At 58.5% G+C, this 12,448-nt stretch carries 12 protein-coding genes; 1 reads left to right on the plus strand and 11 read right to left on the minus strand.

What is annotated here, in order from left to right:
• Positions 1 to 81: 81 nt before the first annotated feature.
• Genes pelG through MJA45_RS22030 form a run of 6 tightly spaced genes read right to left on the minus strand, consistent with a single transcriptional unit; the run spans position 82 to position 7,494 of the window.
• Positions 82 to 1,539: an exopolysaccharide Pel transporter PelG gene (gene pelG / locus MJA45_RS22005; RefSeq protein ID WP_315604041.1), complete on the minus strand. Its 1,458-nt coding sequence runs from the start codon at positions 1,537 to 1,539 to the stop codon at positions 82 to 84.
• Positions 1,539 to 2,948, minus strand: coding sequence for a GT4 family glycosyltransferase PelF (pelF, locus tag MJA45_RS22010; protein WP_315604042.1), 1,410 nt, complete (start codon positions 2,946 to 2,948; stop codon positions 1,539 to 1,541). The genes pelG and pelF overlap by 1 nt, the downstream gene beginning before the upstream one ends.
• Positions 2,945 to 4,792, minus strand: coding sequence for a DUF2194 domain-containing protein (locus MJA45_RS22015; protein ID WP_315604043.1), 1,848 nt, complete (start codon positions 4,790 to 4,792; stop codon positions 2,945 to 2,947). The genes pelF and MJA45_RS22015 overlap by 4 nt, the downstream gene beginning before the upstream one ends.
• Positions 4,752 to 5,840, minus strand: a complete 1,089-nt coding sequence (locus MJA45_RS22020) for a hypothetical protein (protein WP_315604044.1) — start codon at positions 5,838 to 5,840, stop codon at positions 4,752 to 4,754. The genes MJA45_RS22015 and MJA45_RS22020 overlap by 41 nt, the downstream gene beginning before the upstream one ends.
• On the minus strand, positions 5,837 to 7,075 hold the full coding sequence (locus MJA45_RS22025; protein ID WP_315604045.1) for a hypothetical protein: 1,239 nt from the start codon (positions 7,073 to 7,075) through the stop codon (positions 5,837 to 5,839). Before MJA45_RS22025 ends, MJA45_RS22020 begins: the two co-directional genes overlap by 4 nt.
• A 17-nt stretch (positions 7,076 to 7,092) precedes the next feature.
• On the minus strand, positions 7,093 to 7,494 hold the full coding sequence (locus tag MJA45_RS22030; RefSeq protein WP_315604046.1) for a response regulator transcription factor: 402 nt from the start codon (positions 7,492 to 7,494) through the stop codon (positions 7,093 to 7,095).
• A gap of 111 nt (positions 7,495 to 7,605) precedes the next feature.
• Here MJA45_RS22030 and MJA45_RS22035 point away from each other — a divergent pair, with 111 nt between their 5' ends.
• Entirely contained in the window at positions 7,606 to 8,439 is an 834-nt protein-coding gene (locus tag MJA45_RS22035; protein ID WP_315604047.1) for a glycoside hydrolase family 191 protein, read from the plus strand.
• 39 nt (positions 8,440 to 8,478) lie between these two features.
• On the opposite strand, the gene MJA45_RS22040 is transcribed toward MJA45_RS22035, so the two are convergent.
• The 5 genes from MJA45_RS22040 to MJA45_RS22060 all read right to left on the minus strand — a co-directional run bounded on the left by MJA45_RS22040 (position 8,479) and on the right by MJA45_RS22060 (position 12,426).
• Positions 8,479 to 9,411, minus strand: a complete 933-nt coding sequence (locus MJA45_RS22040; RefSeq protein ID WP_315604048.1) for an NAD-dependent epimerase/dehydratase family protein — start codon at positions 9,409 to 9,411, stop codon at positions 8,479 to 8,481.
• 25 nt (positions 9,412 to 9,436) lie between these two features.
• A complete protein-coding gene (locus tag MJA45_RS22045; protein ID WP_315604049.1) occupies positions 9,437 to 11,170 on the minus strand; it encodes a response regulator in 1,734 nt (577 codons plus the stop codon).
• An 18-nt stretch (positions 11,171 to 11,188) separates the two neighbouring features.
• Positions 11,189 to 11,566 carry a response regulator gene (locus tag MJA45_RS22050; RefSeq protein ID WP_315604050.1) on the minus strand — a complete coding sequence of 126 codons (378 nt, stop codon included), beginning with the start codon at positions 11,564 to 11,566 and terminating at the stop codon, positions 11,189 to 11,191.
• A gap of 62 nt (positions 11,567 to 11,628) precedes the next feature.
• Positions 11,629 to 11,844: a hypothetical protein gene (locus tag MJA45_RS22055; RefSeq protein ID WP_315604051.1), complete on the minus strand. Its 216-nt coding sequence runs from the start codon at positions 11,842 to 11,844 to the stop codon at positions 11,629 to 11,631.
• 402 nt (positions 11,845 to 12,246) lie between these two features.
• Positions 12,247 to 12,426 carry a YezD family protein gene (locus MJA45_RS22060; RefSeq protein ID WP_315604052.1) on the minus strand — a complete coding sequence of 60 codons (180 nt, stop codon included), beginning with the start codon at positions 12,424 to 12,426 and terminating at the stop codon, positions 12,247 to 12,249.
• Positions 12,427 to 12,448: the final 22 nt, after the last annotated feature.

Genomic DNA, 12,448 nt, shown 5'->3' on the forward strand with positions numbered 1-12,448 from the left:
CCTCCTTTTCTCAAAGTGTACTAAAAAGCGCCCCCGTTTTCCAATCGGTAACGGACAAGGCGCTTTCTCTCCTCTTCAAGTCTAGAACCAGCGGTAAGCCTTCTCGCCGAGCCGGGTGAACCACCCCCGGACCTCCCGGTACAGGATGCTTTGGGAGATGAAGGTGTGCACCTCAATCCGCTCGAGGAAGCGCAAGAGCCGGAGTCCGCTCCACGCGTACGCCCCGGCCCCGCCGAGGAAATAGCTGAAGCCGTAATAATCGATGCCGAGCGGAAGCAGGGTGATGGTAAGGACCGTTATGAGTGCGAAATAGATCCCGGCCGTCCAGGCCGCTCCCTTGCGGTCCTCAAAATAGAGCATGATGAGGATGTTGATGAGCATCAGGGAGCCGAGCAGCGCCCCCAGGGCGGACATCCGGACGATGTCGATCATCGTTTTCTGCAGCCCGAGCCGTTCCAGCAGCGCCTGGCAGGCGATGAGGAAAAACAGCGTGAGGATGCCCTGGATTTTGGTCACCCGGTACAGTTCCCTCCACAGCACCTCGGTCATGCGGGTCTTGGCCCGTTTGATCATGTCGAGCGTCCCTCCGTTCGTAACGTAGCCGTAGAACACCTTGTATTTGTCGTAAAATTGGGTCTCCACGGATACGACGAACAGCACAAGGGACGGAATGATCGTCAGGTTCGCCAGGAAAACGGAGCTGTCGTACAGGGGACTGTAAGTGAACGTCCGCTCGATCCGCACGCCCGACGGCCCAAGCCAGATGATCAAGTTGTGCATCCAAACCCCCAGGTTATAGAAGAAGCCGACGGCGAGCAAGGAAGGGTACTTGTCGACATAATGCAGAAAGCCGTACGGATTGGACTCCTCCCGAGCCGGAAAGGAACGAAGCAGGACCAACGCCAGCATTGTGGCCGTTACGCCAATTCCGAGACCGAAGCCGAGAAGAAGATTCGTGGCTTGTCCATGACTGGCAAAAGGAAGGGGATGATGAAGAAGCAGGAGCACCCCTCCGACGGAAACCGCTCCTCCCGCCAGAAAGGCGAGGGAGATGATCTTGTAGCTCTTGGCCGCCGTCAGGAAGATCATCGCGAGCCAAATTTGCCCGATCAGCATAAAGACAGCTGCGCTTCCCAACTTATACAGCATCGGCAGCGGAGAATTCCAGAAGAAAATTACGGAAGCCACGGCCGACAACGCCAGTACCAGCCGGGAGATGCCCGTAAAAGTCGGGGTCACCACCTCCAGCCGGTTGAGGTAGAAATGATCCGCCAAATACCGGATGACGCTGAGCTGCCATCCCCCGGACAGAATCTGGGAGAAGATAAAGCAATACGACACCGTGACGACAAAAAGCTGCCGCTCGGCATCGTCCACGCCTCCAAGCCGCTGCAGCAGGAAATTGATCAGGGCGATGCTTCCGACGGACAGAATCCAAGGGCCTGCCGCAATAAAGGAGGCATACGCGTATGCGCGAACCCGGAGGGACAAATAATCCTCCCGAAAAAGCTTCTGAAGGGTAAAGCCGATCCCCGCCATCAGGTCACCACCTCGCTGTACAGCTTTCGATATGCCTCAATAAATTGATCGATCCGGTAGAAGGACGAGACCCGGCGGCGGCCCGCTTGCCCCATGTAGAGGCGCTCCTGCGGATATTTCTCCATCTTGATCATCATGCGGGCCATCGCTTCGGGATTAACGGGAGGTACGACGTAGCCGGCGATGCCCGCATCGTGCTCGTCCCGTCCCTCGAGGAGCTCCCGGCAGCTGCCGACATCCGTGCAGATCCACGGAACACCCGCCGCCATGCCTTCCAGCACGGCAAGCGGCTGCCCTTCGCTGATGCTGCTCAGGATGAGGACGTCGATCTTCGGCAGGTACTCGTCGATCGGAACCTTCCCCGTATAGGTGACCACTCCTTCGAGGCCCAGATTCCTCGTTAGTGCCAGGCATTCCTGGTAATAATCCGGATCCTCGTCCGTCGGCCCCATAATCCACAGCTGCATATGCGGGATATCCTGGCAGGCGAGACGGGCCGCATACAAGAGCGTCTTAATGTCCTTGATCGGCACCAGCCTCACCAGAGCCCCGAAGATCATCCTCCCGCTCTCACCGGTCTCACGGGGCAGCCGGAAGAGCCGGTCGTAATCGATGCCGTTCGGGATGACGAGAGCCCGCTCCTCCGGCACGCCAAGCTCCCTTTGGATCCGGTGGGTTCCGCCATACAGGGAGATGGTCCGGTCGGCGGCCCGGTAAGCCCCTTTGGACAGATGATAGAAGTAGTCGATCCATCTTTTTTTGAACGGCGGGTCGACCCAGGCCGACTGCAGAATTTCTTCCTCCCTCTCCCTCGCATAGACCCCGTGCTCGGTAAGCAGAAAGGGAGTGCCGTGCTTCATCCTAAGGCTTGACGCGATCAGCCCGGCATAGCCGGTGGAAACGGAGTGGTACAGATCGGCCGTCGGGTAAACCTGCTGCAGAAGAAAAACGGCGGGCAGATACATGGACCGCCACGCCCAGAAATAAGCGTTGAAGGAATAGCCGGGCATCTCTTTCGTATAGGAATCCACGAGAAATTCCCAGAAAATCTCGCTCTTCATGAAAGCTATCGGGCTTCCCAGACGGGAGGGATCCCCGATCAGGGGAAGCGCCGCCTCGGATCCCTCCCGGAAAGCGAACCAGTCCAGACAGGCGCGCGCCTCCTCCTTGGTCAGGCGGGGCCGCTTCCCTTCCTCCAGCTCCAGGTAATCCATCAGGAAGATATCGTGAATCCGTGTCAGGTTACCGGGCAGCTTGTATTTGTAGCCCGAGACCTCTTTGCGGGAAGAAGAAACGGCTACGATTTCGAATTCATGCTCCGGCATGGAAGAGACCAGCATCTGGATCCAGCTTGCGACTCCTCCCGATACGTAAGGGTAGCTTCCTTCGACCAACAAAACGATTTTCATGGCTTTCCTTCCTTTAAGGCAATGGTCACGGCAGGCTTGCGGGCCTCGAGATGCCACAGGCCGTTGCCGGCTTCGAGCCGGGTCAGCACGCCGTCTTCTTTGGCCACCTCGGGACGCTTTCCTTCCGGGATCCGGACGGTATAATGCATGGGGACAAGCTCTTGACGCGCCTGGATGGCGATGGTGCCGTTACTGTACCGGACCTCTACGCGGCCATCCTGGTACAGGGAAAATTTCTTGACCGCGTCCCTCACCGTGAGCGGCTGCAAATAAGGATAGGTCTGGTTTAGCGTGGCCATCCATTTTTCGAACGGCTCGCTCAAGGCCTTCCACCCTTTGCCTTGGGAACGGTGGGCATCGAGGACGTCATCCGGATGGACGAAATGATTCACCAGTCCGAAATTCGCGACCACATCGGCAATATAGAACCGGATGGCGGGGTCCATGGCATATCCCGAGGATACCCGGGGAAAGTTGAACAATTGGGGAAATTCGGCATCTCTTCCGAACTCCTGTTCCAGGTAGCCCGGCTGACCGTCCGCATCGTACAGGGAGCTTAGAATGGCAAGCGACGGCACGGCATGGGCCAACGCCTCCTTACCGGTCCGGTTCAAGACATTGGAGGGGGGAACGTAGGTTTTGAGCTCGTGCCCCGGGAACAGCTTCTTGGCGAGGTCGTTCAAGTGAACGAGCCCCTCTTCCATGGCCGGCTCGCTCTGCCAGGGCCGGTAGCCCAGGTCGGGATCGACCGGCTCCCCACGGGTAACCAAGGATTGATGGTTGTACCCGTGCAGCCCGAGCTCCCCGCCCATTCCGATCAGCTTCGTTCCGAAGTAGGGAATGGTTTCCGCGTAATCATCCGTTAGAGCAGGCAGCGGAGAGTCCGTCTGGTTCTGGTAGTTGCCGATGAGCAGCCCCGTGTATTTCCAGCCGTATACTTTGGCAAACCGGGTCATGTCCTCCCACCACACCCGTTCGTAGAAATCCTGGGTGCTCAGGCCGTATTCCTGGCGGACCAAAGGGTTGTCGCTGTCCGGAACCGGAGAAGGAAAGTCGTCGATGTTCAAGCTGCGCGAAGCCACCTGGGCCGACACAAAGCTCTCCGACGCAAGGCCGATCGACTGGACGAGAAGCCCCCGTCCCAGCTTCTGGGTGCTGCTCGTCCAGTTCCAGAAGACCACCTTGCCCTGTCCGTAAACGTGCGTCCAAAGAAGAGGAGTCCCCTCGGACGAGAGGTAAGGAACCGACTCCGGCGCCAGCTGCACATCCAGCACGCTGTTGGAGAAGACGACATTGTTGGACGGAAGGTCCAAATAGCCGGGGAACAGGGGCTTGTCGAACCGGATGCCGTGCATGGCCCCCTCCCGGAATCCGCGGTTATCCGCGATACCGAGCATACGGTCCCACTCCGGCGCATAGAAGCGGGTGCCGACCACAAGACGCCCCCCTTGCCGGACAAAGGACTCGACCGCGGCCCGGTCCACCCGGGAAATGTCTTCGCCCATAAGCAGAAGCACCGTCCAAGGGTCCGGCTTCAGTTCCCGGATTCCCTCCGCTCCGATCTCCTTGTGGTCCAGCTTGGCCAGGGAAAGCGCCGTTTCCAGGTTGGCCATCGCCTTCCTGCTTTCCGCATCGGACGGATCTCCGTATAAGTACAGGCCAAGCGGACTTCCGGCCGGAAGGCTCCCATAAACCGCATCCGTTACCGGGAACGCCGTCTCCTTGTAGACCAGCTTGGCCTTGGAAAGATGGGGAAGGTCCGAGATGCGGGCGGCCTGCAGAAAGATGCCGAGCAGAAGAAAGCTAACGGTAACGCTTAAGAAGGTAATCGTTTTGCGGGACACCTTGATCGGTCAACTCCTTCCAAAATTCCACGGCGGAGCGGTGTTCCTCCGGAATGGAGGCTCCGGACTCCCACCAGCCGCCGCAGAATTCCCTCAAAGCCTCCCACCGGCCCTCGGCAAACAGCTGCTCGGCCTTAGTCAGCTGGGCCAGGTAGCTGTATTCCTTGGAGTCCGCGAGCTTGGCGGCTTCCCGGGTTGCGTCGGAGAAGCGCCCCTCCGAGCGGTGCAGATAACACTGCTCCGCCAGGAAGGAAGTCTCCTGCGGATATTTCTCCCGGGCGAGCCGGATCCATTGGCGGTAAGCCTCGCGGACCTCCAGCGCCAGCTCCTCCGTCAGAAGCCGGCTTTCAAGATACTGCCGATACGTCTGCAGAAGATCCCTCCAGCTTTCCAAGGAGCTTCCGCCCGGTCCTTGAACCTGCCGGATGCCGATTTTGATCCGGCGCACAAATTGTTCATTCATATAGTTCAAGCCAGTGGCGGCATAATGGACCACCTCGGCATCGTCGTCACGAAGCGCTTCCTGAATCAGCTGCACCTTGTTCTCGCCCTCGTATTGGAGCAGCGAGAAGAGGGCTTCTTTCTTCCCTGTATGCTCCCCGCTCATTAGAATCTCCCGGAACGGAACCCGGTTGGATTCCTTCTCGACATTGATGGAATAAGTCTCAAGAGAATGCGCCTCCTGGTAGACGTACTCCTTGTATTCCTCGTAGAAATCCTCCCGGTAGCGGGTAAGAAACAGAAGAGTAAGGATGAGAGCCGCGGCCAGAAATCCCGCACCCGGGAGAAACAGTACGGCCGTATGCAGCCAGGAAGAGCTGATCCGGTCGGCGAGCTTGAGCTTAAAAGAACGATAGATCGCCATATGCAGCCCGCTGAGCAGAAAATGAACGGCCAGTCCGAATGCCAATCCGGCGCCCCCGTCCCAGTGGTTCAGGAAAAAGACCAGCTGTCCTCCGTCCAGCAGGCCGAGCGCGAGGCTGGCTGCCGGCAGAGCCCATTTCCGCTTCGGGAGCTCGCGGTAGCGTTCCCTTCGGGAGCTCCTCATGGGGCAAGCCCTCCTTCGCTGAACCGGCTGCGGATCCGCTCCTCAATCCGCGAGGCGAGCTCGGGAGAAGTGGCGGGCAGCAAATAAAGCAGCTCCCGGCGAAAGGCGTCGTACGCCATTTCATCCCCGCTGCGAAGCGTCTGCTTCATCAGGTGGTCCACTTCCCGGACCGCCGCTATTTCCTCCATGGCACCGAAATCAACCGGGATTTGCAGCAGCAGGAACTCCTGATCAAAGTCCTCGGCCCTGAGCGTTTCCTCGTTAAGCTTCGCATAGAAGGCTTCCGGCCTCATGACATGAGTACCTGGGAAATACCGGTCGCCATGGCCCAGCTGCTCGTGGCGGAACGCTTTGACGCAGCTTTCCCCCATCCACACCAGGATAAGGCGAAACAAATCCACGGTATGCCGGTTCATCGCCGCGAAATCGAGGCCGTTCAGCCCGATCACCGCAATCACCTTCCCTTCTTCGTCCAGAAGCGGTCCGGCGAGCATAGGGGAATCGGCGGGCTCGTTCTCCATGCGGAGCTGAATCGTTCGCTCCGAGCATACACGGGCATAGACGGAAGGACGGTCCAGGAAGACGGTGGCGGGATATGTAATCTCACCGCCAAAATATACTTTACGCCTCAGGAGATCTCCGGAAGGACTCATGCGGTAGATGACGATCGAGCCGGCTTTGATCAAATCCTTGAACAGCCGGACCGCATCGGTGAAAATAATCTCAGAGTTGTCGGAATCGAGGGCTCTGGCTATTTTGTAAAGGGTAAACAAGCTTTCCTGGGCGCCGACGACCTTGTTTTCGAGCGCCGTTTTGACCTTCATCAGGTCTCCATAGCTCTCTTCCACCTTGGCGAGGTGCTCCTTGGTTTCCTCCTGCTCGTCGGCAAGGACCGCATAGCGGAACCTCAGATCGGACGCTACGTGTCCCACGAACAAGGCGATCCCCCAGTAGGAGATGAACCATTTGCTGTTCTCCCAGCGGTCGAACAGGCCGTACCAGTCCCCGTTTTCCTGGAGAAAGGAGGCCAGGTGCAGGGCGGAAGCTCCTGCGGCGGCGGCGATGCCGACCCGGTTCCCGTAACGAAGCGCAAAGTAGAGGACGACGAAGAGAAACGGATTGGGCGACCAGAGCAGCCAGGGCACGTCGTACGTAATCAGCCAGAAGGCTGCCGCCCCGTAAATAACGGCAGCCTCGACCCAGGCCAGCCATTTGCGGTTCTGCCGGTAAATCAATGAACTCCCTCCACCTCTTATCCTTCGTTCGGCTTGATTCTGATCGGGTTGTTCTTTCGCTTATAGACCTGTTCCAGCTTGAGGCAGAGCTCCTCCGGCTGAAAGGGCTTGATGATATACTCGTCCGCCCCCGCCATCATCGATTTGGACAGCTCGCCTATGGAATGCTTGGCACTCATCAGGAAGATGGGCACCTTGCCGAAGGCTTCCGCCGCCCTCAGCTTCCGGCAGAGCTCGAAGCCGCTCAGCTTCGGCATGAGCACATCGGTCAGGACCGCATCAGGACAGTTGTCCTCCAAGGACTGCAGAGCCTCTTCGGAATCGCTAAAGACCGTTACCTCATACCCTCTCTCTTCAAAAAGGCTTTGAAGAAAGGTCAGGAGGATGACGTCGTCGTCTACAATCGCCAGTCGCTTCATGGTGTTCCTCCTTTTATTCGATCGCGGTTCGAATGGACTACATGATAAGTATCGGAATGCCGATAATCTCTTTACAGGTTTCTTAAACTATTGCGAAAGGCCCGTGAAAGGATGACCCCAAGACGATTAAAAACGGCCCTGTTGATCTCCTCCCTGCTTGCCGCCTTGGCCCTCGGAGAGGGCAAAACCTACGGCTCCGGCCCTTTTCAGCAGGTGAACTCCTATACCATCTACTACGGCGAGGCTACCCCGGAGCGAATGGCCCAGTTAAAGCGTAAAAATCTCGTCATTATCGAGCCTCATCAATTTACCGCCGGCCAAATCCAGGAAATCCGGAAGGCCGGCACCCTCGTGATCGGCTATCTTTCCGTGATGGAGTCCCCCGTGTGGAACCAAGCCCGCATGACCAAGCTCCAAGCCGGCGATTATTTGCTCAACAACGGTCAAAAAATCCGATTCGCGGAGTGGAACTCCTATCTGATGGACCTGCGAAGCCGCCATTACCGCACCGTCCTGCTTGAGGAAATCCGGAGCTCGATCGCCGGTAAAGGCTTGGACGGGATTTTTCTCGATACGGTGGGGGACATGGACGACCGCCTGACTGACCAAAAGGTGCAGACCGAAATCCGCCAGGCTTACCGGGGCTTCCTCCAGGAGACGTCCACGAAGTTTCCCGCGCTTACCCTGATCCAGAACCGGGGCTTCGATACCTTGCCATACTCGCTGCCCTATCTGGACGGTTTCCTGTGGGAGGACTGGAGGTCCACCTGGAAGCAGAACGAATGGATGAAGCAGCGGGTTCAACAGCTTCAGCTCGCCCAGCAGGGAGGCCTGAAGGTGTTCTCGGTCAGCACCCGCAAGGATGCCGGAGCGGCCAAGGCGGCCTCGCAGCTGAACTACGTACACCTCGATGCCGCAGGCGGTTACCTCAATAAAATTAATTAACCAACTTGCTACAAAACGTATCTTCTCAGTGCGCGGGTCTTACATCGCCTGGCGGGAGTACAAGCGCTCGTAGTAAGCCAGGGTTTCCTTGAGTCCCTCCTCCAGCGGATACACCGGTTTCCAGCCCAGGCCGTCCAAGGCGGCCTGGTTGTCGAGGCGGCTGTGTTCGATGTCCCCCGGACGAGCCGGGCCGTAAACCGGATTAAAGTCACGCCCGCTCAGCCCGCACATGACGTCGAGAAGCCGGTTCACGCTCGTCTGCTCGTTCCAGCTGACGTTGTACAGGCCGCCGCTTCCTTGGGTTAAGGCCGCGAGATTGGCGCGCACGATATCTTTTACATAAATAAAATCCCTCGTCTGCTCCCCGTTTCCGAAGATAAGGGGGCGTTCCCCCCGCAAAAGCTTGTCCACGAAGATGGAGATGACGCCGCCCTCCCCCTTCGGATCCTGGCGGATTCCGTACACATTGGCATAGCGCAAAATCGTATAATCCAAACCGCAAAGGGCGGCAAAGGCCTGGATGTAATGCTCCGGCGTATGCTTGGAAATGCCATAGAAGGAAAGAGGCCGTACCGGGTGCTTCTCGTCGACCCCCAAATAATCCGGCGTTCCGTAGACGGCGGCCGAGGAGGCATAGATCAGCTTGCGGACCCCGTAATCCCTGCACTGCTCAAGAATCGCGATCGTTCCGAGAATGTTGATCTCGGCATCGAGGAGCGGTTGCTTGAGCGAAGTCTGGACGTCGATTTGAGCGGCGTGATGGAACACCGCCTCCGGCTTTACCTCACGGAAGACGTCCGCCAGCCGGTCGTCCCGGATGTCCATGCGATGAAGCACAGCATGGGGGTTCAGGTTCTCTTCCCGTCCGGTCGACAGGTTGTCCACCACATGGACGGCGTGCCCAAGCGCGATGAGCTCGTCTACAAGATGGGAAGCAATAAAGCCGGCACCGCCGGTTACCAAAACATTCATTCGGATCTCCTCCTGTTGGATACAGTTATGGACAAATCGAAAGAGGGCCTTCTTCGAGCTGGAGCAGCCTCTTCACCCTCATTTCCAATTCTACGAGGGAGAACGGCTTCGTCATGTAATCATGGATGCCTAACCGAAGCCCCCCCGCCCGGTCTTTCTCATGGGAGCGGCCGGTCAGCATCAGAATTCGTGTCCGCTCTGCCTGCACGGGAAGCTCGGCCTTCAATCGGGCAAGGAGCCCGAAGCCGTCCAGCCTCGGCATAAGCCCGTCCAGGATGCACAGATCCGGGCTCTCGTCGCGCAGCAGGGCGAACGCTTCCTCGCCGTCCCGGGCCTCGATCAGATCCGCCCCCAGCTCCTCGAGCTCGGAACGGATAATGGATCGCAGCAGCTCGTCGTCATCCGCGATCAGGATCCGTTTACGACGCCGGACGGCTTCCGCTGCGGCCTCGGTCACGTTTTCGGCATCACCGGCTTCGATAATCCGGTCCCGCCCCGTTTCCTTGGCCCGGTACATGGCTTCATCCGCCAGGCGGACAAGCCGGTCGCCCCCCATGCCGGGCTTCCATTCCGCAATTCCCGCGGAAAAGGTGACGGAATGGGAACGGCCCTCCTTGTCCCGGTAAACCGGCTGGCCATGGACGCGCCGACGGACCGCTTCGATCCGTTCATGGGCTTCCTTCCGTCCGAGCCCCGGAAAGAGCACGACGAATTCCTCTCCGCCGAAGCGGGCGACAAGGTCGCCGGGGCCCCCGTTCTGCTGGAGCAGGTAAGCCATTCCCTGCAGGATCAAGTCCCCGATGGAATGACCGTAGGTGTCATTGATGCTCTTAAAGCGGTCCAGATCGAGAAACGCCAGACTAAGCGGGCCCGGCTCGGATTCCAGACGGCGCAGCTCCTGGTGCAGCCGGCTCTCGAAATAGCGCCGGTTGTAGACGCCCGTCAGCGGATCGCGAAACGCCAGGTGCTCGAAGCTCTTCGTCCGCGCGAGCAGCCGGGAGAGCCTTGCGGCCATTTCCTCAAATTGAAAAGGCTTCGTGATATAATCATCCGCTCCGAGCTCGAAGCAGCGGACTTTGTCGCCAAGCTCCCCCCGGCCCGAAAGCACGATAAGGGGAATCCACTTCAAGGTCGGATCGGCTTTCAAGTAATGAAACAATTCGTATCCGGATTGGGGCTCCATGATCAGGTCAAGCGTGATCAGGTCATAGGCCCTCTCCCGGAGGAGCCTAGTGGCCGTTTCCACATTGGCGGCTTCATCCACCTCGTAACCGCTGAGACGGAGCCTCCGGGCCAGATAGGACCGAAGGAACGGATCGTCGTCCACAACCAGCAGACGGCCCTGGGAAGGGGGCGCCGGGTGGGGGCTTGACGTCTCGAGCCGTCCCAGCTCCAGCTGCTGGCGGTGATACGCAAGCTCCAGGCCGAGCCGCTCCAGAAAGGGCAGGCTCCGCTCCTGCGGCTTATCGGGAGGAAGGGGATCGTCCGGGTCAGGGGCCGCCCATTCCCACAGGGGAAGCCATTCCTCGGCCACCTTCCCCGCCTGGCGGAAGCCAAAAATCGGGGCACTCCCCTTCATCGTATGAAGGGTGCGGTAAATTTCCGCCGGGGCCTCTTCATCCCCCTCCTCCTTCAGAAGCTCCCCGAGCCTGTCCAGCTGCTTGGCCAGATCGTCCAAATACAGCCTCCGGCCCTCCTCCATCAGCTTCCGGCTGCGGCGGGAGCGCTCCGTTTCCCGCTGATCATTGGTTCCGTTCAACTTACCCACCTACTTTGTTCAGCTTTCCCGGCTTTCCAGAAGCCCGTTGACCACATCGATCAAATGCATGGGGCTGAAAGGCTTCACGATGTAAGCCGTCACGCCTGCCGCCTTGGCCCGTTCCTTGTCCTTATCGAGCGCTTTGGCCGTCAGAAGAACGACCGGAGCCTCCCGGTTGGCCGATTCGGAGCCCCGCAGCCATTCGCACACCTCGACGCCCGTTTTCTCCGGCATCATGTAATCCAGAATAACCAGCCCGAACGCCTGGGCCTGCAGCTCCCGCACCGCCTCGTTCCCATCCGCCGCCTCCGTCAGCTCAAAGCCTTCGTCGGCCAGCGTTTCCGTCAGGAGAAAGCGAAGCGCCGCTTCATCGTCCGCCAACAAAATTTTAGTCATGATTCACCCGCCTTTCGTAGGGTCGTCCTCCGTCCGCTTGTCCGCAGCCGGCCGGGTTCTCTTTATTTGCGCAGCTGGGCGAAATAATCCATCGCCGCTTTCTCGGCCTCCTCCGGCGTTTCCTTGGGGTAAGAAGTGTAGATCGTTTCCCCTTCTCCGCCCTCACCCTCCTCCAGCTTCAGAATATGGCCGATAAAGCTGTTATCGTCGGTTTCGTGTTTAACGGTCAGCAGGTAACGGGACGGTGTCAGCGTCCTTGTCGTGACAATGGTATCCATTCTTTTCCTCCTGTTCTCTAGTCCAGTGCCTTCTTGACGACAGAGACCGGATAAGACTCCGGCCCTGCACCCGAAGAAGGATACAATTTGTAGACAGCTTTTGCAGACAAAAGGTTACGTTTATATACAAATTCGACGAATTTCTCAGTATTTCATTGTAGGGTAGAATCTCTTTCTTGTATACGTAAAATTTGTCAGAACGGCTCACCCGGCCGCCACGACAAAAAAGCCTCGTGTTGAGGCTTCCTGTCGAAGCTCTTGTCTCTTATTGACGGCGGCCGCCCGAATCCCGCTGTCCGTACCGACCGCTTGGTTCGTGCCCTCCGGCTCCCGTGCTGCAATTTCCTATTGAGCTTCGTGCATACACGTCAGCATCCCCGTCACAAAGGGGCCGGACAGACCCTAGTCCTGCGTGCCTTTTCCCCCGCTGCGCGGGGGGTCGAACCGCTTGCGCTCGGTCTTCTCCAGCTGCACGATCCGGCCGTCATGCACAATGACGTTAAGCGATCCGTACTCCAAACCGTTCAGCTGCTCCAAGAGACGGCTGATCCACAGCTCGTCAAGCTCCAAGGCTTTGCTCATAATGGCATCCTCCTCCACGGGT

It is taken from the genome of Paenibacillus aurantius, from assembly GCF_032268605.1.
GTDB classification, from domain to species: domain Bacteria; phylum Bacillota; class Bacilli; order Paenibacillales; family NBRC-103111; genus Paenibacillus_AO; species Paenibacillus_AO aurantius.